Annotated in this window: 23 protein-coding genes; 19 read left to right on the top strand and 4 right to left on the bottom strand. The window is 68.2% G+C overall.

What is annotated here, in order from left to right; all coding sequences use genetic code 11:
- Positions 1-53 precede the first annotated feature (53 nt).
- Both hxlA and VG502_RS11950 read left to right on the top strand, forming a co-directional pair.
- Complete coding sequence (gene hxlA, locus VG502_RS11955) at positions 54-677, top strand: 3-hexulose-6-phosphate synthase (RefSeq protein WP_325550285.1); 624 nt, start codon at positions 54-56, stop codon at positions 675-677.
- Positions 678-842: 165 nt separating this feature from the next.
- Positions 843-2,192 carry a LuxR C-terminal-related transcriptional regulator gene (locus VG502_RS11950; protein WP_325550284.1) on the top strand — a complete coding sequence of 450 codons (1,350 nt, stop codon included), beginning with the start codon at positions 843-845 and terminating at the stop codon, positions 2,190-2,192.
- Here VG502_RS11950 and VG502_RS11945 read toward each other — a convergent pair.
- Together VG502_RS11945 and tal are read right to left on the bottom strand one after the other, a co-directional pair.
- Positions 2,155-3,240 carry a dipeptidase gene (locus VG502_RS11945; protein WP_325550283.1) on the bottom strand — a complete coding sequence of 362 codons (1,086 nt, stop codon included), beginning with the start codon at positions 3,238-3,240 and terminating at the stop codon, positions 2,155-2,157. The genes VG502_RS11950 and VG502_RS11945 overlap by 38 nt on opposite strands.
- 6 nt (positions 3,241-3,246) lie before the next feature.
- Positions 3,247-4,359 (bottom strand): transaldolase, encoded by a 1,113-nt coding sequence (tal, locus tag VG502_RS11940; RefSeq protein WP_325550282.1) that lies wholly within the window; start codon positions 4,357-4,359, stop codon positions 3,247-3,249.
- A 325-nt stretch (positions 4,360-4,684) separates the two neighbouring features.
- Between tal and zwf the strand changes: the two genes are divergently transcribed.
- The 3 genes from zwf (at position 4,685) to pqqB (ending at position 8,037) form a co-directional block, all read left to right on the top strand.
- The gene (zwf, locus tag VG502_RS11935) at positions 4,685-6,220 is read left to right on the top strand and encodes a glucose-6-phosphate dehydrogenase (RefSeq protein WP_325550281.1); all 1,536 of its coding nucleotides are present in this window, start codon (positions 4,685-4,687) and stop codon (positions 6,218-6,220) included.
- A gap of 63 nt (positions 6,221-6,283) precedes the next feature.
- Positions 6,284-7,039 carry a metal-dependent transcriptional regulator gene (locus VG502_RS11930; RefSeq protein WP_325550280.1) on the top strand — a complete coding sequence of 252 codons (756 nt, stop codon included), beginning with the start codon at positions 6,284-6,286 and terminating at the stop codon, positions 7,037-7,039.
- Positions 7,040-7,143: 104 nt separating this feature from the next.
- A complete protein-coding gene (gene pqqB / locus VG502_RS11925) occupies positions 7,144-8,037 on the top strand; it encodes a pyrroloquinoline quinone biosynthesis protein PqqB (protein ID WP_325550279.1) in 894 nt (297 codons plus the stop codon).
- Here pqqB and eda read toward each other — a convergent pair.
- Positions 7,980-8,717 carry a bifunctional 4-hydroxy-2-oxoglutarate aldolase/2-dehydro-3-deoxy-phosphogluconate aldolase gene (gene eda / locus VG502_RS11920; protein ID WP_325550278.1) on the bottom strand — a complete coding sequence of 246 codons (738 nt, stop codon included), beginning with the start codon at positions 8,715-8,717 and terminating at the stop codon, positions 7,980-7,982. The two genes, pqqB and eda, sit on opposite strands and share 58 nt — an antisense overlap.
- Before the next feature lie 197 nt (positions 8,718-8,914).
- Here eda and hxlB point away from each other — a divergent pair, with 197 nt between their 5' ends.
- The 14 genes from hxlB (at position 8,915) to VG502_RS11850 (ending at position 25,144) form a co-directional block, all read left to right on the top strand.
- On the top strand, positions 8,915-9,499 hold the full coding sequence (hxlB, locus tag VG502_RS11915) for a 6-phospho-3-hexuloisomerase (protein ID WP_325550277.1): 585 nt from the start codon (positions 8,915-8,917) through the stop codon (positions 9,497-9,499).
- A gap of 63 nt (positions 9,500-9,562) precedes the next feature.
- On the top strand, positions 9,563-11,494 hold the full coding sequence (tkt, locus tag VG502_RS11910) for a transketolase (protein ID WP_325550276.1): 1,932 nt from the start codon (positions 9,563-9,565) through the stop codon (positions 11,492-11,494).
- 108 nt (positions 11,495-11,602) lie between these two features.
- On the top strand, positions 11,603-12,928 hold the full coding sequence (locus VG502_RS11905; protein WP_325550275.1) for a DNA-binding protein: 1,326 nt from the start codon (positions 11,603-11,605) through the stop codon (positions 12,926-12,928).
- Between the two features lie 324 nt (positions 12,929-13,252).
- Positions 13,253-14,665: a DNA-binding protein gene (locus VG502_RS11900; RefSeq protein WP_325550274.1), complete on the top strand. Its 1,413-nt coding sequence runs from the start codon at positions 13,253-13,255 to the stop codon at positions 14,663-14,665.
- A gap of 29 nt (positions 14,666-14,694) precedes the next feature.
- Entirely contained in the window at positions 14,695-16,923 is a 2,229-nt protein-coding gene (gene katG / locus VG502_RS11895) for a catalase/peroxidase HPI (protein WP_414655738.1), read from the top strand.
- 354 nt (positions 16,924-17,277) lie between these two features.
- Entirely contained in the window at positions 17,278-17,895 is a 618-nt protein-coding gene (locus VG502_RS11890) for an acetate uptake transporter (RefSeq protein ID WP_325550273.1), read from the top strand.
- A gap of 456 nt (positions 17,896-18,351) precedes the next feature.
- On the top strand, positions 18,352-18,816 hold the full coding sequence (locus VG502_RS11885) for an MSMEG_3727 family PQQ-associated protein (protein ID WP_325550272.1): 465 nt from the start codon (positions 18,352-18,354) through the stop codon (positions 18,814-18,816).
- A gap of 14 nt (positions 18,817-18,830) precedes the next feature.
- Positions 18,831-20,555: a PQQ-dependent dehydrogenase, methanol/ethanol family gene (locus VG502_RS11880; RefSeq protein WP_325550271.1), complete on the top strand. Its 1,725-nt coding sequence runs from the start codon at positions 18,831-18,833 to the stop codon at positions 20,553-20,555.
- Between the two features lie 57 nt (positions 20,556-20,612).
- Positions 20,613-20,717 (top strand): pyrroloquinoline quinone precursor peptide PqqA, encoded by a 105-nt coding sequence (gene pqqA / locus VG502_RS11875; protein ID WP_325550270.1) that lies wholly within the window; start codon positions 20,613-20,615, stop codon positions 20,715-20,717.
- A 79-nt stretch (positions 20,718-20,796) separates the two neighbouring features.
- Complete coding sequence (pqqC, locus tag VG502_RS11870) at positions 20,797-21,489, top strand: pyrroloquinoline-quinone synthase PqqC (RefSeq protein WP_325550269.1); 693 nt, start codon at positions 20,797-20,799, stop codon at positions 21,487-21,489.
- A complete protein-coding gene (pqqD, locus tag VG502_RS11865; protein WP_325550268.1) occupies positions 21,476-21,754 on the top strand; it encodes a pyrroloquinoline quinone biosynthesis peptide chaperone PqqD in 279 nt (92 codons plus the stop codon). The genes pqqC and pqqD overlap by 14 nt, the downstream gene beginning before the upstream one ends.
- Complete coding sequence (gene pqqE, locus VG502_RS11860) at positions 21,747-22,877, top strand: pyrroloquinoline quinone biosynthesis protein PqqE (RefSeq protein ID WP_325550267.1); 1,131 nt, start codon at positions 21,747-21,749, stop codon at positions 22,875-22,877. Before pqqD ends, pqqE begins: the two co-directional genes overlap by 8 nt.
- Before the next feature lie 31 nt (positions 22,878-22,908).
- On the top strand, positions 22,909-23,451 hold the full coding sequence (locus VG502_RS11855; RefSeq protein WP_325550266.1) for a manganese efflux pump MntP: 543 nt from the start codon (positions 22,909-22,911) through the stop codon (positions 23,449-23,451).
- Between the two features lie 376 nt (positions 23,452-23,827).
- On the top strand, positions 23,828-25,144 hold the full coding sequence (locus tag VG502_RS11850; RefSeq protein ID WP_325550265.1) for a lipase family protein: 1,317 nt from the start codon (positions 23,828-23,830) through the stop codon (positions 25,142-25,144).
- Positions 25,145-25,209: 65 nt separating this feature from the next.
- Here VG502_RS11850 and VG502_RS11845 read toward each other — a convergent pair whose 3' ends face one another.
- Positions 25,210-26,241, bottom strand: coding sequence for a GH25 family lysozyme (locus tag VG502_RS11845; protein ID WP_325550264.1), 1,032 nt, complete (start codon positions 26,239-26,241; stop codon positions 25,210-25,212).
- Positions 26,242-26,269 lie beyond the last annotated feature (28 nt).

The raw sequence follows: 26,269 nt of genomic DNA, 5'->3' as shown, positions 1-26,269 counted from the left end.
TGACCAACAGTCCAACCACACATCGCACATCACTAGAAGAAAGAAGACACATCATGAAGCTGCAAGTCGCCATGGACGTGCTGACCACCGAGGCTGCGCTCACGCTGGCCGGGCAGGTCGCCGAATTCGTCGACATCATCGAACTCGGCACCCCGCTGGTGAAGAGTGAAGGACTGGCCGCGATCACCGCGGTCAAGGAAGCCCACCCGGACAAGATCGTCTTCGCAGACCTGAAGACCATGGACGCCGGTGAGCTCGAGGCGGACATCGCGTTCAAGGCGGGCGCCGACCTGGTCACCGTTCTCGGGGCCGCCGACGACTCGACCATCGCCGGTGCCGTCAAGGCTGCCAAGGCGCACAACAAGGGCGTCGTCGTCGACCTCATCGGCATCGAGGACAAGGTGAGCCGCGCCAAGGAGGTCCGCGCGATCGGCGCCAAGTTCGTCGAGATGCACGCCGGCCTGGACGAGCAGGCGAAGCCCGGTTACGACCTCAACGGTCTGCTCAAGTCCGGTGAGGAAGCACGTGTGCCCTTCTCGGTCGCGGGTGGTGTCAACGCCAGCACGATCGCCGACGTGCAGCGCGCCGGTGCCGACGTCGCCGTCGCCGGCGGTGCCATCTACGGCGCCGAGGACCCGGGCCTGGCCGCCAAGGAGCTCCGCGCCGCCATCGCGTGACGACAGCCCTGGCAGTGTGCGTCCCCGAGCCGAGCAGGCTCGGGGACGCACGCATTGGGGGCTGTATCGGGGGTGTGCGTGCGACGACGGGACCCGCACTTGACGGGTCCAATACCTTCAACTGAGGGCGGGGCGTATCGGACAGGTGGCGAGCTGGTGGTGAGTATGGACGACATCGAGCGGCCGGATTGGGCGCGGTGGATCGATATGCGGAAGGTGGTCGACGGACCACTTCCGGCCATAGCTGCACGCCTGTCGGCCTTCTTCGGGACGCGGTCGCACGATGCGCTGGTGATCTTCACGCGCGAATGCACCGGGCGCCCCCGGAAGGTGGCCGGCAAGAAGGAGATCGTCGACCGCGTGACCATCGACGAGCTCGAGGAGATCAAGCAGTCCCTCGAGCCGGGCACCAACTGCGAGACGGAGGCCGTCCTTGCCGGTTCGAGTCACCGGATCTGGGCCGTCCGCGACCCGAGCGACATCCTCCTCGTGATGGTCCCGAAGGCCTCCCGCACCGACACCGTCCGCCTCGACGAGATCGCGGCCGTCTTCGGGATCGTCGCCATGGCCATCCACCACCAGGTCGCCCAGGCCAGCCCCGACTACCTCGCCGAATCACGCGCGGCATCCAGTGAACGCGCCCGCACGATCGCCGAATTGACCGGCGTACACGAGGCGACCCTGTCCACCATCCTGGGCACCCTGCGATCGCGGGATCTCGACGACCGTCGCGCCCGCATCACGGCCAGCGAGACAGCATCCGCGGCGCTGACCGCATTACGATCCACCAGCGCCGTCGACCGTGAACTGTCCGAGGAGGCCGTGACAACCGCATTCGCCCGGCTGCAGGGGGAGCTCGGGCCGATGCTGAAGTTCCAGGAGGTCGAGGTCGAGTATGCCGCGCCGCCCGCCGACGGTCGGCCGCTTCCCGGCGAGGTGGCCTTCGCGGCCCGTGCCATGGTGCGCGCGGTCGTGCTCGCCCTCTGCGCACAGCCGGAACTCGACCGCTTGCGCATCGCGTGGGATTGCGACGGCGAGAACGTGCTGCTCGAGATCCGCGACAACGGACCCGGCTGGATCGACACCAACACCCTGCGCCTGCAGCTGGCCGGCCGCCTGCGGACGTTGCGAGGTGACCTGGACATCGAGTCGATTCCCGGGTGGGGGCATTGCGTCAAGCTGACGCTCCCGCTCGATCCGCCGGCTGCGCGTCCCGGGGAGCACCTGTTGGCGAGCCTCAATCCCCGGGAGATGGAAGTGCTCGGTCACCTTGCCGAGGGCAAGCGCAACCGGGTCATCGCCGAGGAGCTCGGCGTCACCCAGAGCACGATCAAATTCCACGTCGCCAGCGTGCTCAAGAAGCTCGAGGTCGCCAACCGGGGCGAGGCAGCCGCCGTCGCCATTCGTGCGGGCGTCGTGTCGGCTGTACCGACCCCTGCCGGTGAGCTCACCGCCGACGGGCAGCCGGCGCCGGACCTCAGGATCCGGCGGCCGACACGTCCTCGGACGCCCTGAGCACCCGGAGCGTGTTCCCGCCGGCGAGTTTGGCCCGATCGGACTCGGACCAGCCACGATCGGCCAGCGCGGCGAAGAGCCTCGGGTAGCCCGCGACGTCCTCGAGGCCGCGCGGCATGTCCTCGTTGCCCATGTAGTCCCCGCCGATCCCGACGTGATCGATACCCGCGACATCACGGACGTGCTCGATGTGATCCACGACCTGATCCAGGGTGGCCGCCGGACACGGAAAGTTGGCGCTGAACTCGTCCACCAGGCGATCGTGGTCGGGGCTTCCCTTGAGCATTCCGCGGCGCTGTGCCTCCTCGTTGAGGTCCTTGTTCCATTGCCGTACCTCGGGTGACACGAAAGCCGGCAGGAACGTCACCATGCAGACGCCGTCGCTCGCAGCGAGCGACTCCAGCACGTCGTCCGGCACATTGCGCGGGTGGTCGCACAACGCCCGGGCCGACGAATGGCTGAAGATCGCCGGGGCGCGGGTTACCCGCAGCGCGTGCCGCATGACGTCCGGCGACACGTGCGAGAGGTCGACGAGCATCCCCAACCGGTTCATCTCGTGTATGACGTCCACGCCGAAGTCCGACAGTCCGTGCAGCACCGGCTCGTCCGTGGCAGCGTCGGCCCACGGGACGTTCTTGTTGTGCGTCAGGGTCATGTACCGCACACCCAGGGCGCGCATCATCCGCAGCACCGCGAGTGACTCGTCGATGCAATGGCCGCCCTCCATGCCCAGCAATGAGGCGACGCGACCGCCCGACGCCTCGACCTCGTCGGCCGTGGTGGCCAGCACCAGGCGATCGGGATACCGGGCCACCAACTGATGGATGAAGTCGATCTGCTCCAGGGTCGCGATCACGGCCGCAGGGCCGGAGTAGAGCACCGGGGAGACGTAGACGGACCAGAACTGCCCGCCGACTCCGCCCGCCTCGAGTCGCTCGAGGTCGGTGTGCAGCGTCGGCACCAGACGACCCAGGTCGACCCGATCGAGGTCGCCTTCATACTGCTGGCGCATCGCCCAGGCGAGATCGTTGTGACCGTCGATGAGCACAGGAATTCAGGCCTTCCGCAGTTGTTCCGCTGTCGCGTCGAGCAGGTCGCACCACGCGTGGTTGAACTTCGCAACGCCCTCGGCCTCCAGCAGGTCGAACACCTCCGCGAGGTCGATCCCGACAGCCTCGAGCCGGTCGAACACCGCCTGCGCGGTGGCCGCCGTGCCTGAGATGGTGTCACCTGCGACGTGCCCGTGGTCCGCAAAGGCTTCGATGGTCGACTCCGGCATCGTGTTGACCGTGTACGGGCCGACGAGTCCTGCGACATACAACGTGTCGGGGTAGTCCGCGTTCTTGACGCCCGTGGAGGCCCACAGCGGTCGCTGGGCCTGCGCGCCGAACGCCGCGAGCTGCCGGAACCGGGGACCGGTCTCGAACACCCGCTGGTAGGCGGCATACGCGAGGCGCGCGTTGGCGAGCGCCGCCCGGCCGCGCAGGTCGAGTGCTTCCGGCGTGCCGATCCTCGTGAGCCTGGTGTCCACCTCGGTGTCGACACGGGAGACGAAGAAGGACGCGACCGAGTGGATCCGGGACAGGTCGTGCCCGGCCAGCTTCGCTGCTTCGAGTCCGTCGAGGTAGGCGTTCATCACGCGTTCGTACCGTTCGACGGAGAAGATCAGGGTGGCGTTGACGCTGATGCCCTCTGCGGTGACATCGGTGATCGCCGGGATCCCGGCGGTGGTGGCCGGGATCTTGATCAGCAGGTTGGGACGGTCGACGATCTTCCACAGCTCGATGGCCTGCGCGACGGTCCGCTCCGTGTCGTGGGCGAGGCGCGGGTCGACCTCGATGGACACCCTGCCGTCGACACCGTCGGTGCTCTCGAACTGCGCCCCGAACACGTCACAGGCCGCTCGTACGTCGTCCGTGGTCACCGTGCGGATCACGGCGTCGACGCTCGCGCCACGCGCGGCGAGTTGGCGGAGCTGGGTGTCGTAGGCGCGGCCGGTGCCGAGGGCGGCCCGGAAGATGGACGGGTTGGTGGTGACGCCGACCACGGACCTCGTGGCGACCAGTTCGGCCAGGCTCCCGGACTCGATCCGTTCCCGGGACAGATCGTCCAGCCACACCGACACACCTGCCTCGGACAGCTCCTCGAGGTTGCGGTTCTGGGTCATGGCGGTCGTCCTTCTCGTCATCGTTGGCCGCTGCAGGAGACGGCGTCATCGGGAGGCGGGCGCGCAGCGGTCGATCCGGTAGTGGCAGCTATGGGGAGCAGCTATTGGAAGCCATGTCTACTCAAGATCGCGGTCCGTCTCACCTGGCCGAGCGGCGAGCAGTTACTGGCCGGTCGGCGCAGTGCAAACGGTGGCCGGCGCCGGAAGACTAATCGCGTCGCAGCGTGTCCGGATGCGCCGGTCATCCAGCCGAACGACACGGAACGACATCGAACGAAGCGGCACGACATCGAGCGAAACGACTTGGAGAACAACGAAAGTGACCGTGTCCCACGTTCAGGAGCGAACTCAACACATCGGCGAACCGGACATCAGCGAGATCGAGCAGCGCACCGTCCGTTCCGGGACGATCACCGGCCCCGCCTCGATGGTCATTTTCGGCATCACCGGTGATCTGTCGCGCAAGAAGCTCGTCCCTGCCATCTACGATCTCGAGCACGACCAGCAACTGTCGCCGGAGTTCGACCTGATCGGGTTCGCCCGTGACACCTCCGATCTCGACGACGTGCTGCGGGACTCGGTCATCGCCCACGCGCGCACCCCGTTCGACCCCGGGGTCTGGGCGCGGCTGAGGAAGCGGATCCATTTCGTGCAGGGGTCCTTCGAGGACCCGACGGCCTTCGCCGCGCTCGGGTCCCGATTGGCGCAGCTCGACCTGTTGCGCGGGAAGCCGGCCAACTACGTCTTCTACCTCTCGATTCCGCCGTCGGCCTTCGAGACGGTCTGCGACGGGTTGGCGCAGGTCGGTCTCCACCGCCAGGAGCATGGCTGGCGGCGGATCGTGGTGGAGAAACCGTTCGGTCGTGATCTGGCCACCGCGCGAGCGCTGGGAGCCTCGCTGGAGCGCACCTTCGAGCCGTCGTCCATCTATCGGATCGACCACTACCTGGGCAAGGAGGCCGTCCAGAACATCCTTGCCCTGCGATTCACGAACGGCATGTTCGAGCCGCTGTGGAACAACCGGTATGTCGATCACGTGCAGATCACCATGGCCGAAAGTGTCGGAGTCGCGGGGCGTGGTGCCTATTACGACGGTGTCGGCGCGACGCGGGACGTCATACAGAATCATCTGCTGCAGCTGCTCGCCCTGATCGCGATGAGCGAGCCGGCCACGTTCGACGCGGACAGCGTCGCGGCCGAGAAGATCAAGGTGCTCTCGGCCGCGCGACTGCTCGGGCCGCTCGGGCGGACCTCTGCCCGTGGCCAGTACACGACCGGGATACGTGACGGGGTCGTCCTGCCGGGACTGACCGACGAGCGTGGATTCCCCGCCGATTCGGCGACGGAGACCTTCGCGGCTCTCACCGTGGGTGTCGAGACGCGCCGGTGGACGGGCGTGCCCTTCTACATCCGCACCGGCAAGCGTCTCGCGCGGACCACGACGGAGATCGCGGTTGCCTTCACGCCTCCGGCCGGTGGTGCGCTGGTGAGCCGAACCGCGCCGGTCCAGAACGTCCTCGTCCTCCGGGTGCAGCCCGACTACCGGATCGAACTGCAGATCGGTGCCAAGCGGCCCGGCGGCGACATGGACATCGAGTCGGTCAGCCTCGACAGCGATCTCGGCTCCGTCTTCCAGCCCGCTCGTGCGGCATACGAGCGCTTGATCTGTGATGTGTTGCGCGGCGACGCAACCCTGTTCCCGCGCCGGGAAGAGATCGAGTCGTCCTGGCGCGTGATCGATCCCGTCCTGGAGTACTGGGCGGATGCGGCGCCGCCCGCGTCCTACGAAGCCGGAACCGACGGGCCGGACGCGGCAGCCAGGATGCTGACCCGTGCCGGGCGGATGTGGCGCCCGCTCTGAGGTCGCCCGCGGCGTCACCGGATCATCCGGTGCCGTGCGGTGAGCGGACACGAAGGATGTGAAATGCGGGATCTCGTCGACACGGTGGAGATGTATCTGCGCACGATCTACGACCTGGTCGAGGAGGGCGTCGAGCCGCGGCGGGCCCGCATCGCCGAGCGGCTCGAGCAGACCCAGCCCACGGTGGGACAGACCGTCGCCCGGATGGAGCGTGACGGGCTCGTCCGCGTTCTCGGGGACCGCAGGCTGGAGTTGACGGACGCCGGTCTCGAGCGGGCAGCGGCGGTGACACGCAAGCATCGGATCGTCGAGTGCCTGCTGGTCGACGTCATCGGGCTCGAATGGGAGTTCGCTCACGCGGAGGCGTGCCGGTGGGAGCACGTGGTCAGTGACCGTCTGGAGCGGAGTCTGATCGAGATGCTGAACCGGCCGACCAGATCCCCCTACGGAAATCCGATACCGGGTCTTGCCGTGCACGGGGCATGCGGCCGAACGTGCCCGCAGGACAGGCTGATTCGGCTGACCGATGTGCGGCCCGGGTCCGTCGTTCGTGCCGTCATCAGGACGATCTCCGAGCACGTGCAGTCGGATTCGGCGACCATGGCGACCCTTCGTGCGGCCGGGGTCGCACCGGATGCGCGCGTGGACGTCGAAACCGGGGCTACGACGGTCACCCTGACCGGACCGGATGGGGTCCGCTGTGCGCTCCCGACCGAGACGGCGCACGCCATACATGTGCGGTTGCTGCAGGAACCGTCCCCCGCTCCAAGTGCCAATGCCGAGGTGCGCGGCGCATCACCGGCACCGTTCGTACGGTGAACGGCGGGCCGAGCAGCGCGGACGGTCCTGCCTGGCCGCAGGAGGTGTCGAGGTCTACGGTCGAGGCGCCCTGAACCAACCCACGACACGAGGACGAGTGCCACATGTGGATGCGCGTGCTGGGATCGGCAGCCGGAGGCGGCTATCCCCAATGGAACTGCACGTGCCCGACCTGCCGTGCGGTCCGCGACGGCTCGCGGCCGTGCGTTCCTCGCACGCAGTCGTCGATCGCCGTGAGCGCCGACCGGGAGCACTGGTTCCTGTTCAACGCCTCGCCCGACATCCAGACGCAGATCGAGTCCTTCCCCGCCCTGCATCCCGGCGACGACAGGGTCGTGCGGTTGCAGGCGGTGGTTCTCACCGATGCCGAGCTCGACCACACGCTCGGTCTGCTGTTGATGCGGGAGGGCCGCGGCCTCGAGGTGCATGCGACGACGTCGGTCCGCGAGACCCTGACCAGCGGCACCGGGATCCTGCCGACCCTCGAGGCCTATTGCCCGGTCACCTGGCGGCCGGTGACCCCGGGCACGCCGGTGGACCTGGGCGCCGGCCTGTCGTATGTCGCCTTCGACGTGCCCACGAACAAGCGGATGCGCTTCGCCGGCGCGGACGAGTACGGCCGGGTGGTCGGCTATCGCATCAGCGACACCGCGAGCGGGCGGAGCCTGGTCTACCTGCCCTGTGTCCAGCAGCTCACCGACGACGTGCTCGGCGAATTGGCCGGCTGCAGTGCGCTATTGGTCGATGGCACCTGCTGGCGCGACGACGAGATGTCCAATCTCGGTCTGGCCGCCAAGACCTCACGTGACATGGGCCATGCACCGATCGACGGTCCGGGCGGCACCCTCGAGTTGCTGTCCTCGCTGCCCATCGACCGCAAGGTCTACACCCACATCAACAACACGAATCCGATCCTGCTCGCGGACTCCGCGGAGCGACGTCAGCTCGACCGCCACGGCATCGAGGTCGCCACGGACGGCTTGGAGATCGAGATCTGAGACGCGAGGAAGCCGACCGATTCACCCAGGCGGAAGGCGGCGGCGGCGCGCGCCAGGCCGGTGATCCGGTCCCAGTCCCGCTGTATGACGGCGTCCTGGGGGGTGAGCCAGGTACCCCCGACACAGCCGACGTTGGGCATTGCGAGCCAGCCGGCGGCGGTTCGCGGGGCGATCCCGCCGGTGGGGCAGAACCGCAGCTGAGGGCACGGTCCGACCACGGCTGACAGGAACTCGCGGCCGCCGCTGGCCTCCGCCGGGAAGAACTTCTGCACGGTCAGGCCGGCGTCGGCCAGGGTGAGCATCTCGGTGAGGGTCCCGGCCCCGGGAAGGATCGGCAGGCCGCTGTCCAGTGCGGACTCGACCAGCTTCGTGGGCGAGCCCGGGGTGACCAGGAACTGCGCTCCCGCGTCGGCGACGTGTTGCACCTGTTCGGGACGGATGATCGTGCCGGCGCCGACCACGATCTCCGGCACTCGTGATGCAACGGCCTCGATGGCCGGCAGCGCGGCACCGGAGCGCAGCGTGATCTCGATGATCGGTATGCCGCCCCGCACCAGTGCTTCCGCGATCGGCACGGCACTCGCGGCATCGTCGACGACCACGACGGGGATGACGGGCGCGATGTCGATGATGTCCGACGCTGTGGCAACTGCCGGACGGTCAGTGGTTTCGGCGCTCATCGGGACTCCTCGGCGGCGGGCGGACGGCGGCGACCTCGATCGCCGGCGCTGGCTTCCCACCACAGTCTTGGTCAATCACCCCGTGACCGGGACTGGCCAACAGGACAGGCAAGACAAGCCTTGCGACCGGGTGTCCCAACTCACACCCAGCGGCATGGTGAGAGACCGAACACCACGTCTACCAGCGAGGAGCGGTCATGACCATCACCGAACAGCAAGCAACCGGAACGGATTTCAGCACTGCGCGGAGCATCGTGCTGCAGGAGAACGAGCGTCTGCTGAACGCGGTCCAGCCGGATCAGTGGGACCGCGCCGGGCAACTGCTCACCAATGCGCGAGCCGTCTTCGTGATCGGCAACGGCCGCAGCGGCCTGGCCATCCAGATGGCGGCCATGCGCCTGATGCACCTCGGCCTGAAGGTCCACGTGGCCGGCGAGGTCACGGCCCCTGCCATCGGCTCCGGTGACGTGCTGCTCGCCGTCTCGGGATCGGGCACGACCGGTTCGGTGGTGAGTGCCGCCGACGTCGCGAAGAAGGTCGGGGCGTCGGTCCTCGCGATCACGACGGCACCCGACTCACCGCTCGCGCAGAGGGCCGACGAGGTCTTGGTGCTGGCCGCCGCGGACAAGCAGGACCACAGTGCCTCGATCACCAGCCAGTACGCCGGCAGCCTGTTCGAGCAGTCGGTGCTGCTCGCCTCCGACGCCCTGTTCCAGGCGCTGTGGAGCAAGGAGGACCAGACGGCCGAGCGCCTCTGGGAACGCCACGCCAACATCGGCTGACCGACCCGACCGCCCGCGTGGCGCGCTGCGACATACGACAATTCACCCCCGAGAGGCTGCCTGATGACCGACACACTTGACCCCACCGTCCTGTCCGTGGAGACCGACCAGCTCGCGGTCAACACGCTGCGGTTCCTCGCAGCGGACATGGTCGAGGCAGCGAACTCCGGACACCCCGGTATGCCGATGGGTGCCGCGCCCATGGCCTGGACGTTGTGGAGCCGGCACCTGCGCCACGACCCGGCGGACCCCCAGTGGCCCGACCGCGACCGGTTCGTGCTGTCCGCGGGGCACGGCTCGGCCCTGCTCTACGGGCTCCTGCACACGTTCGGGTACGACCTTCCCGTCGACGAACTGCGCAACTTCCGCCAGTTGGGTTCGCGGACACCGGGTCACCCGGAATTCGGGGACACCCCCGGGGTCGAGTCGACCACGGGCCCGCTGGGCCAGGGCCTGGCCATGTCGGTCGGTATGGCGCTCGCCGAGCGGATGATGCACGCGCGGTACCCGGAGCTGACCGACCACCACACCTACGCGATCGTCGGCGACGGCTGCCTGATGGAGGGGGTCAGCCACGAGGCGGCGTCGTTCGCCGGGCATCACCGGCTCGGCCGGCTGGTGGTCCTGTGGGACGACAACGACATCACCATCGACGGCAACGTCGCCCGCGCGTCCAGTGACGACCAGCTCGCCCGTTTCGAGGCGTACGGCTGGCACACCGAGCAGGTGCTCGACGGCACGGACATCGCGGCGATCGACGCGGCGATCACCCGGGCCAAGGCGGACCCGCGGCCCAGCTTCATCGCGGTCCGCACCGTCATCGGTGCCGGTGCGCCCGGCATCGAGGGAACCTCCAAGGCGCACGGCGCCCCACTGGGCGAGTCCGTGCTCGCCGAGACCAAGGCGCTCGCCGGATGGGACCACGCGCCCTTCACGGTGCCCGCCTCCGTGCAGGAGGTCGCCGCCCAGTGGGTGCAGCTCGGCGAGCAGGCGCATGCCGTATGGCGTGAGAAGGCCGCGGCGCTGCGGAAGACCGCACCGGACCGTGCGGCGGAGTTCCACCGGGTCCAGGCGGGCACTGTCCCGGCCGGGCTCGGCGAGGCTCTCCGGGCCACTGTCGGGGACGCTCCGCGTGCCACCCGGCAGTCGTCCCAGGCCTGCCTGGATGCGGCGCGCGGCGTCATGCCGGAGCTGGTGGGCGGTTCGGCCGACCTGTCGGGGTCGACAGGAACGGTGTGCGGCGATGTGGTGAGTCGGGACGACTTCTCCGCGAGCGCGATCGCGTTCGGCATCCGCGAGTTCGGTATGGCGGCCATCATGAACGGCATGAGCCTGCACGGAGGCTTCCGTGCCTTCGGCAGCACGTTCCTGGTGTTCGCCGACTACCTGCGGCCCGCGCTGCGGTTGTCCGCGTTGATGCGACAGCCGGTCGTCTATGTCCTCACCCACGACTCGGTGGCGGTGGGCGAGGACGGTCCGACGCACCAGCCGGTCGAGCACGTCGAGTCGTTGCGTCTCATTCCCGGCCTGCAGGTCCTGCGGCCGGCGAACGACGCCGAGACGGCGGAGGCCTGGCGCCTGGCGCTGGAGCGCACCGACGGGCCGACCGCGTTGATCCTCTCCCGGCAGGCCCTGCCCCAGGACCCGCCCACCAAGTTCGACGGGCACTCCCCCGTCACGGTCGAGATCGTGGCGACCGGGTCCGAGGTGGCCCTCGCAGCGGACGCGGCCGAGGTGTTGCGTGCCGACGGCGTCGGTGTCCGGGTCGTCTCGCCGCTCGACCGCAGCCGCTACGTTCCCGATCCCTCGGCGACAGTGGTCAGCATCGAGGCCGGCAGCACATCCGCCTGGAGCGGCATCGCCGACGTCGCCATCGGCATCGACACGTTCGGCGCCAGCGGCCCGGGCGGCGAGGTCCTGGCCCACTTCGGGTTGACGACGGACGCAGTGGTCTCCCGGATCCGCGCGCATCTCGTGCGCGCGATCGAGAACTGACCGCAGCACAGTGAAGGTGGCTTCGGAATGACAGCGATACACCAGGGAAGACAGCCGACCCCCCGAATGCATGCGAGGGGGGACGTCTACGGGGCGTGGGAACGCTTCGTGAAGGGCGAGAACGACATTCGCGGCGTGCGGCCGGAGATCGCGATCTCGTGGCAGCGCTCGCGCGACGAACACCGGGTGGATCCGTTCCTCCCGGAAGCGCCGCCCGCGGTCTCGCAGGTGGTGCACTCGTTCGACCAGGATGTCGTCTTCGCCGAGCTGGGCTTTCGCGCTGCGGCGATGGCCCGTGAGATCTCCAACATCGGCGGCATCGTCGTCGTCGCCGACGCCGGCGGGAGGGTCCTTGCGGAGTGGGGGGACAAGGACACCCGCGCCGTCGCGCACGAGGGTGGACTCGCACCGTGGTACTGCTGGTCCGAAGGTGCCATGGGAACCAACGGCATGGGCACCGCGCTCGAGGCGCGCCAAGCGGTGATGATCCGGCAGTCGGAGCACTGGTGTCAGTCCTTCCACGACTGGTCGTGCGGCGGTGTCGCCATCCGGGACGTGGTCACCAAGCAGCCGATCGCCGCACTGAACCTCTCCTGCTGGCGTCACGATCTGCCGGGGACGGCGCGGGCCTGGCTGGACAACGTCGCCGGGCACATCCAGCACAATCTGCGCGGGCGCGCCCACGACAGCGGCGCCGAACTGCTGTCCGCCTACACGAACGCGCGCGGCCGCACGAAGGAGCCACTCGCTGCGGTGGACACCGCGGGTGCCGTGGTCATCGCCGACGATGCCGCGAGCGTCATCCTGGGAGTGCCCGCCAACGTACCCGCGGTCGACGCCGGGGTGCGCTGGACGTCGCAGCTTCCGGCGCTGGTTCACGCCGCGCGGTATGCGACGAAACAGGCGGAGGCCGACCGCGGCTGGACCGGCACGACCGAGCTGCACACCACGCTGTCCGACGAGCCGACATCCATCCGCATCGATCCGGTGTTCGTGCACGGCAGCCTGATCGGGCACGTGATCACCTTCGGTGCCTTCGCCGGAGAACAGTTCCGGCAGACCGGGACGGGTGGCGCGATGCGCACTGAGCACCACCGTCGGGTCGTGGCGCTTCGCGAGGAGAACCGGATGGTCCTGCTGGATTCCTCCGAGGTCTCCGTCGCGACAGCGGACAGCAGCGGGCTCTGGTTGGTGTCGGACGGCGGCCGGCTTCGTGCTGCCCAGTCAACGCTGGACAGCCTGGAGCACGATCTTGCCGACACCGGTGACTTCCTGCGCGTGCACCGGCAGTATCTCGTCAACCTCAAGCGGATTCGCGAGGTCGAGCGTGGCGAAAAGGGTGAGCTCGTCGTCGTGATGTCCGATCCGGACAACACCGCCGTGCCGGTCTCCCGACGCAACGCCAGGGCGGTGCGCAGCGCGCTCAATCTGTGAGCTCGCCATCATGGACGCTCGGTGAACGGCGGCCGAACGCAGCCGGATGGTCGGTGATCGGGATCGAACGGTCGCATCCGTGCCGGACCCCCAACCGTGACCATGGCGGGTAGCATGTGAGGAAGCACACACGGCTGGGACAGCGTCACGTCCAAGGTGCCGCGAGCGCCTCGGAGCAGTGGCCGACCGTGACCCGGTCGAGTGAACCGACCGGGCCGTGCCGGCCCGCCGACCGGACCAGGACCGGCGCGCGGAGAACCGGCGGCAGCCCAGTGCAGGCACCTCGGCCGCCATCAAGCCCAGCAAAACCGAAAGAGGACGCTGATGACTGAGGTGCACCGAAACACCGGAGGGACCGGCCGCGACAGCCAGGCGCTGGTCCGGAACGCCTGGGAGCGCTTCGTCCAAGGCGAGGACGACGTCCGCGGAGTGCGCCCGGAGATCGCGATCTCCTGGCACCGGTGCCGCGACCAGTACCGCGTCGATCCCCAGCTGTCCGCGGCACCGGTCGCCGTCGAGGAGCTCACCCATCCGCTCGAGCACGACGTGGTCTTCGCCGAACTCGGCTTCTGCGCAGCCTCGATGGCGCATGAGGTCGCCAAGATCGGCGGCATCGTGGTGATCGCCGATGCCGCGGGCCGGGTCCTGTCGGGGTGGGGTGACAAGGCCACGCGATCCGTCGCGGACAGCGCGAGCCTGGCACCGTGGTTCTGTTGGTCGGAGAGCGCGGTCGGCACCAACGGCATGGGCACCGCCCTCGACACGTACAACCCGGTCGTGATCCGGCGCGAGGAGCACTGGGCCGAAGCCTTCCACGAGTGGAGCTGCGCCGGTGTCGCGGTGCGCGACGTGGTCACCAAGGATCCGATCGCCGTCCTGAACATCTCGTGCTACCGCAGTGAGCTACCTGCCGCTGCCCGTGCGTGGTTGTACAACGCCGCGAACCACACCGACCGCACCCTGCGCACCCGGGCTCGCGACGGGGGTGCCGAACTCCTCGCGGCATACCAGCACGCCCGCGGCCGGTCCCGCGACCCGCTCGTCGCGGTCGACAACTCGGGCAAGGTCGTCTTCGCGGACGAGACGGCCAGCGTCCTGCTCGGTGTGCCGAGCAATACGCCGGCGATCGATCCCGCCGTGCGGTGGATCCCGCAGCTGCCGGATTTCATCCACGCTGCGCGGTTCGCGAGCAAGCAGGCGCGGTATGACCCGCACTGGTCCGGCTCGACCCAGATCTTCACGCATCTCACCGCCGACGAACCGTCGCCGATCTCGATCCGCCCGGTGTTCCTCTACGCCAACCTGGTCGGGCACCTGATCACCTTCTGCACGTCCGACGGTGAGCAGGTCCCGCAGGCCGACGTGGGAGGCGCGCTGTCCACGGCTCGTGTCCCGTCCGGTTCGGACCGGGTCGCCGGCATCCGGGAGAACCGCACCGTGCTGGTCCGGTACCCGGAGATCCTGCTGGCCGAAGCGGCCGACAGCGACGTCTGGTTGTCGACCGACCAGGGCAGGCTGCGCGCGGCGGCGGCCGGACTCGACAAGCTCGACAACGAACTCTCCGGAGCGGGGTTCCTTCGCGTCCATCGCCGGTATGTCGTCAACCTCAACCGCGTGCGGGAGATCGAACGCCGCGACAAGGGTGAGCTGATCCTCGTCATGGACGACCCGGACGGCACGACGGTGCCGGTGTCGCGACGTAACGCCAGCGCCGTACGCCGGGCGCTGGGGATCTGAACCGCCCGAGACAGCACGGAAGGAGCATCGTGCCCGAGAATCCCGATACCCACGTCTACCGCACCTATGACAAGGTCGTGGACGAAGGAAAGGCTGCCCGCGCACGAACCCAGCCGGGCGCCCGCTCGGAGGACTGGTGGCCGGACCGTCTCGACCTGCGGCCACTGAAGCAGCCCGCCGGTAACCCGCTGGGCGACGACTTCGACTACGCCGCCGAGTTCGAGAGCCTCGACCTGGAGGCACTGGCGCGCGACGTGGACGCAGTGCTGACCACGCCACAGGAGTGGTGGCCCGCCGATTTCGGTCACTACGGCCCCCTCATGTTGCGTATGGCGTGGCACTCCGCGGGCACCTACCGCGTCCGGGACGGCCGCGGGGGCGCGGGCGCCGGGCTGCAGCGGTTCGCCCCGCTGAACAGCTGGCCGGACAACCGCAACCTCGACAAGGCACGCCGTTTGTTGTGGCCGGTCAAGCAGAAGTACGGCCGCAAGATCTCCTGGGCGGACCTGATGATCTTCGCCGGGAACCGTGCCCTGGAGTCGATGGGTTTCAAGACCTTCGGTTTCGGCGGCGGCCGTGAGGACGCCTGGGAGGCGGACGAGACCTACTGGGGTCCGGAGTTCAAGTGGCTCGCCGACGAACGCCACAGTGGGCTGCGCGACCTCGACGATCCGTTGGCCGCGAGCGACATGGGCCTGATCTATGTCGACCCGCAGGGCCCGGCGACCAACCCCGACCCCGTGCTCGCGGGCCGCGACATACGGCAGACGTTCAAGCGGATGGGCCTCACCGACGAGGAGACGGTGGCGCTGATCGCCGGCGGGCACACCTTCGGCAAGACGCACGGCACCGCCGACCCGGGACGCGTCCTCGGCCCTGAGCCGGAGGCAGCTCCGCTGGAGGCGCAGGGATTGGGCTGGGCGTGCAGTCACGGATCCGGCAAGGGTCCGGATCTGTGCGTCAGCGGGCTGGAGGGGATGTGGACGCGTACGCCGGTCACCTGGGACCACACCTTCCTGGAGACCCTGTACGACTACAAATGGGATGTCGAACTCAGCCCGGCCGGTCAGTGGCAATGGATCCCGCGCGACGGCGGGGGCGAGAACACCGTTCCCGACCCGTACGACCCGGACAAGAAGCACCATCCGGTGATGCTGACGACGGACCTGGCGTTGCAGGAGGACCGGCACTACGACCTGATCTCGCGGCGCTTCATGGAGCACCCGGATGAGTTCGAGGATGCGTTCGCGCGGGCCTGGTTCAAGCTGACCCACATCGACATGGGCCCGATCGAGCGGTATCTCGGTCCGCTGGTGCCCGAGGAGCGGCTGATCTGGCAGGACCCGGTGCCCGAGGTCGATCACCCGCTGGTCGACGCTGCCGACGTGACCAAGCTGAAGGCTGCGGTCCTGGATTCCGGTCTCAGCGTGTCGCAACTGGTCCGCATCGCGTGGGCCTCGGCCTCGACCTTCCGCAAGAGCGACAAGCGCGGTGGCGCGAACGGCGCGCGGATCCGGCTCGAGCCGCAGCGCAGCTGGGACGTCAACGAGCCCGAGCTGCTTGGCACCGTGCTGGGCACGCTGGAGCAAGTGCGCGACGCGTTCAACGCCCGTCAGCGCGACGGCAAGCAGATCTCACTCGCCGACCTGATCGTGCTCGCGGGAGGTGCCGCGGTCGAACACGCGGCCGCGGTGGCCGGTCACCCCGTCGACGTGCCGTTCCGGCCCGGACGCACCGACGCCACCCAGGAGTGGACCGACCCCGACTGGTTCGCGCCGCTGGAACCGGAGGCCGACGGATTCCGGTCGTATGTCGCCAAGGGCAACAAGCTGCCGCAGGAACACCTGCTCATCGACCGGGCCAGCCAGCTCTCGCTGACCGCGCCGGAGATGACCGTGCTGCTCGGTGGTCTCCGGGTGCTGGGTGCCAACCACGGTGGGTCTGCTCTCGGGGCCTTCACCGCGACACCGGGCGCGCTGACGAACGACTTCTTCCTGAACCTGCTCGACATGAACACCGAATGGGTGCCGAAGACCGAGGACGAGGCGCCGACTCCGACATACGAGGGCCGTGACCGGACCACCGGCGAGGCCCGATGGGTCGCCGGCCCGGTCGATCTCGCGTTCGGGGCGAACTCCGAGTTGCGGGCCCTCGCGGAGGTCTACGGCAGCAGGGACGCGGCGGAGACGTTCGTCCGCGATTTCGTCTCGGCCTGGGACAAGATCATGAACCTCGGCCGGTTCGACCGGCGGGTATGACGCCGAACACCGGCGAAAATGTGACCCAGCTCTCATTCTGAGCGGCGCTCAGGGGGCGCTGAGCGGCCGGCAGTGACGGTCCGGTGGTCGGCTCTGTTCGCGCGCGGTCGTCAGCACATACGGTGCACGACACTGCAGATCGGCCGACTCGCTCACGGGAGCGAATCGCCTTGCTGGGTAAGGGAATCACGCTCGTGATGGTTCCTGCTGCGAGGAAAACCGGGAGGCTCGCCACAGCGGGCGCGACCGGCCGGGCGGAGCCCCAGCCTCACCAGCTGACCGCGGCGGGGTTGGGTGCCAGCCACATCAACCGACCGAGCCGGTCTGCGCCCTACCCCCAATTGGAGGACTTCCATGTCCGAAGCAACCATCGAAACCACACCCGTCGCCGAGGCGGCGCCGGTCGCAACGAGTTCCGTGGGCGACCCGTTCCCGCTCGGGCTGATCTCGTTCGGGATCTCCTCGGTCCTGTTGGCCAGCGTCATGTCCGGCATGTATGACGCCACCAGTCTCACCGCCGTGTTGTCGCTGGCCCTTGCGCTCGGCTTCTTCACCGAGCTGATCGCGGGGCTGCTGCACTTCGCCCGTGGCGAGACCTTCCCCGGCCTGGTCTTCACCATCTTCGCCGGGTTCTGGCTGAGCTACGCGCTGCTCGTCCAGTTCTACTCGCCGGCCGTCGTCAAGGCCGGCGGTGACCCCACCAACGTGACCGGGCTGTACCTCCTGGCGTGGGGTGTCATGACCGCGTACCTGGTCATCGCGGCACTGCGCACCAACAAGACGACGATCTTCATCCTCGGACTGTTGGCCCTCGTGTTCCTGGTGAGCGCGTGGGGGACGTTCGCGGGCAGCACCGGCATCAGCCACGCGGCCGGCTACATCCTGTTCGTCGACGCCATCGCGGCCTTGTACGCGTCCGCGGCGATGATCATCAACACCGTCTGGGAGCGTCCGGTGGTGCCGATCCCCTGAGGCCGTCGGCCGGTGGCCGCTTGCCCCTCACCGAAGACCCTCTGGTCCGCAACCGCGACCAGAGGGTCTTCTGCTGCGCAGCGCGGCCCTGAGCGGCCTGTCGCAGGCCCGTGGCCGGCCCGTCGCAGGCCTGTCCGGCATACCGGAGCCCCGCCCGCGCCCTCCGAAAATGTGACCCAGGTCTCAGCCGGACGGTGGCATATGAGGGGTGAACGGCAGGTTGCGTCGACCCGACGGCGACCCCTGTTGGAGGGGTTTGCAACGGCCTACCTTCTTTCTCATTGCCGAGTCAGGTCAACGGGATTCGCGAGATTGACGGATCCGACGCACCGACGGCGTGTGCACCACAGGCGCTCGTGAACGGGAGCTGGAAGGCAACCGGTCACGGACGTGATGAAACGGCGAAGCCGCTTCAACCATGAAGTTCCACTAATCCCCATGAGGAGGTGACGTCCTATGACGACGACCGCTCAAGATCGAACGGAAATTCTGAGCAAGCTCGGCCTGGACGGACAGAACAAGGCAACCATCGGGCGAGTGCTCAGCACCGGTTCCATCGGTGAGGCCACCGAGCGTGCCGACGGCACGATGGAGGCGACCATCCGGATCGGCGAGGACGAGATGTCCTGGGAGCCGTCCATCTTGGTTCTGCCGCACGGTGGCACCTGCGAACTGACGATCATCAACGACGACAAGAACACCCACGCGTGCCTCTTGCCGAGCAATGGTGACAAGAAGTTCCTCGGTCTGCTCAACCACTCCAAGGGCAAGGCGACCATCGAGCTCGATGGTCCTGGCTACTACTGGTACGGCTCCCCCGCGGGCAACGACGAGGGCCGTGGCCTGACCGCCGCCATCGTCGTCTCCGGCGAGGTGCCGCCGGAGGCCAAGCTCGACCGACCCGCTCAGCCACGGCCGTAGAAAGGAACGAACCAATGGCTATCATCCCCGACGCCCCCGAGAGCGTCAGCCCTCCCGGCGAGTACATCGACGCCGGCGAGGCGATCAACCACAACCAGCTCAGCAGCCTGCCGCACAACGCGCCGGATGTCACCAAGGGCATCAACTACGACCGGATCCTGAAGGCCCGCACCGCCGAGCCGCAGAACTGGATCACCTACTACGGCGCGTATGACGGCCAGCGGCACAGCCTGCTGGACCAGATCAACACCGAGAACGTCAAGAAGCTCAAGGTCGCCTGGATCCACCAGGCCAGCTCCGCCGGCCTGATCGCCGCCACGTCGACCTACGCGTTCGAGGCCTGCCCGCTGGTCGTCGACGGCGTCATGTTCGTCACCGGCTGGGACGGCTGGCTGTGGGCGCTGGACGCGACGACCGGTGAGCAGCTCTGGCGTTACAAGCACGCCGTGCCGTTCGACATCACCCTGTGCTGCGCCAACGTCAACCGCGGTTGCGCGGTCGCCAACGGCAAGGTCTACATGGTGACCCAGAACGCCCAGCTGCTCTGCCTGGACGCCAAGAACGGCGAGAAGATCTGGCAGAAGGCCATCGGTGACGTTCGCGCCGGAGAGAGCGCCTCGCTCGCCCCGCTCGTCATCAAGGACACCCTCATCACCGGCTCCGCCGGTGGCGAGTACGGCGTCCGCGGTCACATCGACTGCTGGGACCTGGAGACCGGTGACCACAAGTGGCGCACCTACACCGTGCCGAAGCCCGGTGAGCCGGGCTCGGAGACCTGGCCCGAGGACGGCGAGGCCTGGGCACGCGGTGGCGCGAACCACTGGGTGACCGGCACCTACGACCCGGAGCTGAACCTCTACTACGCGGGCACCGGTAACCCGGCACCCGACTTCGACGGTGAGGTTCGCGAGGGCGACAACCTCTACACCGACAGCGTTGTGGCGCTCGACGTGGACTCCGGCGAGATCAAGTGGCACTACCAGTTCACCCCGCACGACCTGTGGGACTACGACTCCACCATGGAGATGACGCTGTTCGAGCGGGACGGCAAGAAGTTGCTGGCCCACTTCGACAAGAACGGCTACATGTTCGTGCTCGACCGCACCAACGGTGAGCTGCAGCACGTGACGCCGTTCGTCGACCGCATCGACTGGGGTGTCATCACCCGTGACGGCAAGGTCACGCCCCGCAAGTACCCGGAGAAGGAGGGTGAGCCCGTGCACTTCTTCCCCGGCCCGGCCGGTGCGAAGGAGTGGACGCACGCCGCGTACAACCCGGACCACGACCTGTTCTACGTGCCGGTCGCGGACGTCGGCGCCACGGCCACGCGTCGGCGTCGCGAGTTCAAGGAGGGTATGCCGTACTGGGGTGCCGCCGTCGAGGTCGACATCGACAACATGGCCGGCTCGGTCAGCGCCTTCGACTCCCACGGTGAGGAGAAGTGGCGCTACCGGATGGACATGCCGATGGCAGCGTCGATCCTCTCGACCGCCGGCAACCTGGTCTTCGCGGGCAAGCCGACCGGTGAGTTCATGGCGTTCCACGCCGAGACCGGCGAGAAGCTCTGGGAGTTCCAGTGCGGTAGTGGACACCACAGCAGCCCGATGACCTACACCGTGGACGGCAAGCAGTACATCGCCGTGCCGGTCGGCTGGGGTGGCTGGCTCGAGGGCATCATCCCGGGCATGTCCGCCCAGGGTCACGGTGCGTCGCTGATCGCTTTCGAGCTGTCGGACTGACCGCACACGACCAACCGGATCACCCGGAAAACCAATCAGAGACAGAGAGGAAACACGATGGAACAGATCGCTAGCACCAGGACCATGTGGGAGACCCCCGCAATCACGGAGATCCGCGTCTCCGCAGAGGTGACCGCCTACGTGGCCACTTCGGACAACTGATCGCAGTAACAGCTGTCGCGCCGGGTCGCTTCCTGCGGCCCGGCGCACAGCCGGCGGAATCCATGGAACGAGGGAAGCGATGACCGACGTACTGACGCCCGATGAATTCGAGGCCGGCCTGCGCGAGCATGCCAAGCGCTACCACTCCGAGCATCCCTTTCATCAGCGGATGAACGACGGAGAGTCCACCCCGGACGAGATTCGCGGCTGGGTGGCCAATCGCTTCTACTACCAGGTGAACATCCCGCGCAAGGACGGCGCGATCCTGAGCAGCTGTCCCGACCGCGAGGTGCGCCGCCGCTGGGTGCAGCGCATCATCGACCACGACGGCACGGCCGAGGGCAACGGCGGCATCGAGTCGTGGCTGCGGCTCGGCGAGGGCGCCGGCCTCACCCGCGAGGAGATGGAGGACCAGCGGCACATCCTGCCCGGCGTCCGTTTCGCGGTCGACGCGTACGTCACCTTCACCCGGACCAAACCCTGGGTCGAGGCCGTCGCCTCGTCCCTCACCGAACTTTTCGCTCCGGACCTGATGGCGAACCGCCTCGCAGCGTTCGAGCGGTACTACACCTGGATCGATCCGGAGGCGCTGGCGTACTTCCGCTCCCGGCTCACCCAGGCCCCGCGCGACTCCGAGCACGGCCTGGAGATCGTCCGCAAGCACTGCGTCACCGCCGAGACGCAGGCGGCCGCGCTCGCGGCCCTGTCCTTCAAGTGCGACGTGCTGTGGGGCATGCTCGATGCGATCGACCAGGCCTATGGCAATCACTGAGCCCATGGTCGTGCCGCGGATCGCACCCCACGTCCGGATGCGGTATGACGCCGCACGCGGGCAGCACGTGTTGCTGTCGCCGGAACGGATCATCGTCATCAACGAGACGGCGGCGGCGGTGCTGGAGCTGTGCGACGGCTCTCGCAGTGTCGACGACATCGTGGTCGAGCTGCGCACCCGCTACGACGAGGTCTCCGCGGGCGACATACGACACCTGCTCGACGAGTTGAGCGCCAAGCATTGTGTGGAGGTCCACGATGGATAGCCCGTACGGTCTGCTCGCCGAACTCACCTACGCCTGCCCGCTGCAGTGCGCCTACTGCTCGAACCCGCTGGAGCTGGAGAAGTACCGGGACGAGCTGACGACCCAGGAGTGGCAGCGCGTCATCACCGAGGCCGCCGAACTCGGCGTCCTGCAGCTGCACCTGTCCGGCGGTGAGCCGTTGCAGCGGCGCGACATCGTCGAATTGGTCCGGACCGCAAGCGAACTCGGGCTCTACACGAACCTGATCACCAGTGCGCTGGGCCTGTCCGAACGTCGCGCCGAGCAGCTGCGCGAGGCCGGGCTCGACCACGTCCAGATCAGCATTCAGGCCGACGAGGAGCAGCTGTCCGACCGGATCGCCGGCATCCGCTCCTTCGATCGCAAGCGCGAGGCGGCCCGGCTGGTGCGGCGGCTCGGCTGGCCGATCACGCTGAATGTCGTGCTGCACCGGCAGAACCTGGACCACATCGCCGGCATCCTGGCGATGGCCGAGGAGATCGGCGCCGACCGGATCGAGCTGGCCAACACGCAGTACTACGGCTGGGCCGGGCTCAACCGGAGCGAGCTGATGCCGAGCCGTGAGCAGCTGAGCAACGCGGAGACGGTCGTCCGGGAGGCCCGGGAGCGGATCGGCGACCGGATGGAGATCATCTACGTCATACCGGACTACTACAGCCAGTATCCGAAGCCGTGCATGGACGGATGGGCGAGCCGGCAGTTCACCGTCACCCCGAACGGCGACGCGTTGCCGTGCCCGGCCGCACAGTCGCTGCCCCTGCCGCGGGCGAACGTCCGCGACCACTCGGTCGCCTGGATCTGGCAGGACTCCGCGCTGTTCAACCAGTACCGCGGCACCGACTGGATGCCGGACCCGTGCCGGAGCTGCGAGCGCAAGGAGCTCGACTTCGGCGGATGCCGCTGCCAGGCCTTCGCACTCACCGGCGACGCCGGCCGCACCGACCCGGTCTGCCACCTCTCGCCCGACCATCACCTGGTCGAGAGCGCCGTGGCGGAAGCCAACGATCCCGCGCGACCGCGCGGTGGCGTCCTCACCCCTCGCACTCGTTCGGTCCGACTGCAACCGCGCCCGGTGACGGTGCCGACACCCACCACGGTCGACTGACCGGCACCGGCCTGCATCTGAAAGGAATACCGTGTTCGCACTCATCGCGCTCGGATTCGGCCTGAGCATCGACAACTTCCGCACGTCGGTCGTGCTCGGTGGCCTCAAGCCGTCCCTGCGGCAATCAGCCAAGACCTCGTTGATCTTCGGGCTCTGGGACGGGGTCGCTCCGCTGGTCGGCATGCTGATCGGTGCGTTCCTGAGCACTCGGATCTCGAACACCGCCGACCTGATCGCGGCGGTCGGCCTGGGCAGCTACGGCCTCTTCGTGATCTACAAGGCATTCACCAGTCCCGAGTCCGCCGACCCAGATCTGAAGACCGCCCGCCGGTGGTTGCCGGTGCCGCTGAGCGTTGACAATGTGCTGGGTGGCGCGGCGATCGGCCTGGCCGGGTACTCGCCGTGGGTCGCGCCCATCCTGTTCGCGTTCACGACCTTCGTGGTGTCGCTCGCCGGACACCAGGTGGGCCGGATGGTGGCCCAGTTCATCCCGCGGCTGCGCACCGACCTGCTCACCGGGTTCGCGTTCGTGCTGATGGCTGGGATGGTGGTCGTGGGCGTCGGTGACTTCTGATCCGACTTCTGATGTCCCCGAGCAGCCGCGAGCGACGAAAGGTGCAGCGATGAGCGAAGCCGCCAACCAGGACGCCCAGGTGATGCGTCCGCCGTGCCCGCGCTGCGGGCAGCCGTACTCGGCGGAGGACGCCGCGCGGCATACCGAACCGGTCGACTGCGGAGGCTGTCATCAGTGCAGGGGTATGCCGGCCTGCTTCGCGTGCGGGTTCATGTACTGCGCGTGCGATACGCACGAACACGGCTGAGCCGCACGCCGGCGGCGCGGGTATGACGCACCCGCTCCGCCGGGCGGAGGCCTTGCGGAATCTACTTACCAAGAAGTAACTTTGCCTCGCAGTGTGAGCCACCTCACCTCGCGGACAAAGGATCTCCTGATGCAACGCACCCGAACTCTCGGAGCACTCACCGCCGTCGCCCTGGCGGCGGGCCTGGCCGGCGGACTCGCCGCACCCGCGCACGCGGCGACCGATGACTTCTTCGGCTATCACGGCAGCAAGCCGCTCGCGTCATACGCACCGGGTGCGGTGCTCGACACCCGCACCATCGACTATCACCTGCTCGGGATCTCGCTGCCGGTGAAGGTCGAGCAGATCCTCTACCGCTCGACCGACGCGCAGGGCAAACCGATCGCCAACGTGACGTCGGTGATCAAGCCGCCCGGCACGCCCAAATCGGGACAGGCCGTCTCCTACCAGTCGTTCTACGACTCGCTCAGCGTCGCCGACAGCCCGTCCCGCGTGATCGCCGGCGACCAGCGCTTCCCCGGCGGCGCGATCGTCAATCTCGAGACCGCGCTGATCGCGCCGTTGCTGCTGCAGGGTTATCCGGTGGTCGTCCCCGACACCGAAGGTCCGAACGCCGACTTCGCCGCCGGCCCGGAGTACGGCACGACGACGCTGGACTCGGTCCGCGCCGCGAGCACCGCCACCGGGACGGGCCTCAACACCAGCACGAAGTTCGGCATGCTCGGTTACTCCGGCGGTGCGATCGGCACCAACTGGGCGGCGGCACTCGCCCCGTCATACGCACCGGACGTCAACAAGCGACTCGTCGGGGCGACCGAGGGCGGGCTGCTGGTAGCGCCCGCGCACAACCTGAACTACGTGTCCGGCACCCCGGTCTGGGCAGGTGTCGCGCCGATGGCGGTCGCGGGTGCGGCCCGCGCCTTCGGGCTCGACATGTCGCCCTACCTCAGCGCCAAGGGCGCGCAGGTGATGGCGGACGTGCAGGACGACTCGATCGGCGAGGGGTTGCTCGCCAACCCGTTCGTCACCTGGCAACAGTTGGTGAAGCCGGAGTACGCGAACCCCGATTCGGTGAAGCCGTTCGTCGATGCGGTCAACAAGCTCAACCTCGGGCAGCGGCCCTCGCCGACCGTTCCGATGTTCATCGAGCAGGGAGCGGGCGGCTTCCTCGAGGGCTCTCCCGGCACCAAGCCGGGCATCGGGCCCGGCGACGGTGTGATGATCGCCGGTGACGTCCGGACGCTCGCGCGGCAGTACTGCGCCGATGGCACGACGGTGAAATACCAACAGCAGGACCTGCTTTCGCACATCGGCACCGCCCTCCCGTGGGCCGCCGCGAGCATCGGCTGGCTCAACGACCGCTTCGCCGGCAAAACCGCGCCGAGCTCCTGCGGGTCGATCCCGGCGGGCAACTCACTGGCGCCCGAGGCGTATGCCGGCAGCTGACCAGCTCCCACGTCATACCGACGCCCCCACCGGCTGCTCGCTGGTGGGGGCGTCGGCACGTGCGGTCAGCTGTTGTTGGCGAACGCCTTCAGTGCGGTCGCCGATCCGTTGAACTTGTTCTGGTCGATGCCGTTGCTGATGCCGTACTGCCAGATGGTCTGCTTCGTCCAGCCGCCGGGCAGCGTGCCGATGGTGGTCGGGTGCGCGAACCACAGGGCGCTGCTGTGGAACGCCGTGCTGTTGCCGGTGCAGTCCTGCCACCAGGAGCGGTTGGTGTAGATGACCGGGGTGCGGCCCTCCTTCAGCTTGTACTCGGCGACGAAGGCCTGGATCCAGCTGACCATCCCCGAGGCCGTCTTGCCGTAGCAGGTGCCCTCGACGTCCAGGGCGCCCGGCAGGGTGTAGCCGTCGGCCTGCCACCCGCCGCCGTGGCTGATGAACCAGTCGGCCTGGGTCTTGCCCGAGGCGCCCGCCGGGTTGGCGAAGTGGTAGGCACCGCGGATGATGCCGGCGTTGCGGGCGCCGTTGTAGTTGCGGGAGAAGGTCGGGTCGGTCCAGGTGCTGCCCTCGGTCGCCTTCGCGTAGGCGAACTTCACCCCGGCCGCGTGCTGGGCGGACCAGTCGATCGTGCTGTTGTTGTCACTGACGTCGATGCCGCGCACGCTCGTCGGCGCCGCGCCGATGCGGTGGGAAGCGTTGTTGTTCTTGAGAGTTGAGTTCAGATTGCCCTTCACGCCCGCTGCGAAGCTCTGCGACGCACCCGCGTAGCCGGAGTTGTAGAAGACCGTGACCGTTTGACCGGTGCGGTTCCACACCGACGCGGCGTTGTTCTTGACGCACAGGCCCTGCCCCGCGCCGGTGCCCTTGAATTCGTAACAGCCGGGCTGGGTCGCGCCGTAGTCGCTGATCGAGGTCGTGAAGTCCGAGACCGAGCCGGCTTCGTAGGAGTTGTAGTAGAGGCAGAATTCGCCGGTCTCGCACACGCCGTTGCGTGCGGTCGCCGCGTGCGCCGCCGGTGCGGCGACACTGCCGAGCCCGACGAGCAGGGTGGGAGCCGCGACCAGCGCCGCGGCGAGCTTGAACGTGTTCCTGCGCATGATGATCTCCTCGTGGTCCGGTGCGAAC

This window comes from Flexivirga sp. (assembly GCF_035551235.1).
Lineage (GTDB): Bacteria > Actinomycetota > Actinomycetes > Actinomycetales > Dermatophilaceae > Flexivirga.
Note: the sequence above shows the minus strand (reverse complement) of the source record. Positions and strands in the feature narration are given on the sequence as shown.

Excerpts from the sequence above, each read along its gene's own strand:
- hxlA (WP_325550285.1), top strand. The coding sequence starts at position 54 with ATGAAGCTGCAAGTCGCCATGGACGTGCTGACCACCGAGGCTGCGCTC.
- VG502_RS11950 (WP_325550284.1), top strand. The coding sequence starts at position 843 with ATGGACGACATCGAGCGGCCGGATTGGGCGCGGTGGATCGATATGCGG.
- tal (WP_325550282.1), bottom strand. The coding sequence starts at position 4,359 with ATGACCCAGAACCGCAACCTCGAGGAGCTGTCCGAGGCAGGTGTGTCG.
- VG502_RS11930 (WP_325550280.1), top strand. The coding sequence starts at position 6,284 with ATGCGGGATCTCGTCGACACGGTGGAGATGTATCTGCGCACGATCTAC.
- pqqB (WP_325550279.1), top strand. The coding sequence starts at position 7,144 with ATGTGGATGCGCGTGCTGGGATCGGCAGCCGGAGGCGGCTATCCCCAA.
- eda (WP_325550278.1), bottom strand. The coding sequence starts at position 8,717 with ATGAGCGCCGAAACCACTGACCGTCCGGCAGTTGCCACAGCGTCGGAC.
- hxlB (WP_325550277.1), top strand. The coding sequence starts at position 8,915 with ATGACCATCACCGAACAGCAAGCAACCGGAACGGATTTCAGCACTGCG.
- tkt (WP_325550276.1), top strand. The coding sequence starts at position 9,563 with ATGACCGACACACTTGACCCCACCGTCCTGTCCGTGGAGACCGACCAG.
- VG502_RS11900 (WP_325550274.1), top strand. The coding sequence starts at position 13,253 with ATGACTGAGGTGCACCGAAACACCGGAGGGACCGGCCGCGACAGCCAG.
- VG502_RS11890 (WP_325550273.1), top strand. The coding sequence starts at position 17,278 with ATGTCCGAAGCAACCATCGAAACCACACCCGTCGCCGAGGCGGCGCCG.
- VG502_RS11885 (WP_325550272.1), top strand. The coding sequence starts at position 18,352 with ATGACGACGACCGCTCAAGATCGAACGGAAATTCTGAGCAAGCTCGGC.
- VG502_RS11880 (WP_325550271.1), top strand. The coding sequence starts at position 18,831 with ATGGCTATCATCCCCGACGCCCCCGAGAGCGTCAGCCCTCCCGGCGAG.
- pqqA (WP_325550270.1), top strand. The coding sequence starts at position 20,613 with ATGGAACAGATCGCTAGCACCAGGACCATGTGGGAGACCCCCGCAATC.
- pqqC (WP_325550269.1), top strand. The coding sequence starts at position 20,797 with ATGACCGACGTACTGACGCCCGATGAATTCGAGGCCGGCCTGCGCGAG.
- pqqD (WP_325550268.1), top strand. The coding sequence starts at position 21,476 with ATGGCAATCACTGAGCCCATGGTCGTGCCGCGGATCGCACCCCACGTC.
- pqqE (WP_325550267.1), top strand. The coding sequence starts at position 21,747 with ATGGATAGCCCGTACGGTCTGCTCGCCGAACTCACCTACGCCTGCCCG.
- VG502_RS11850 (WP_325550265.1), top strand. The coding sequence starts at position 23,828 with ATGCAACGCACCCGAACTCTCGGAGCACTCACCGCCGTCGCCCTGGCG.
- VG502_RS11845 (WP_325550264.1), bottom strand. The coding sequence starts at position 26,241 with ATGCGCAGGAACACGTTCAAGCTCGCCGCGGCGCTGGTCGCGGCTCCC.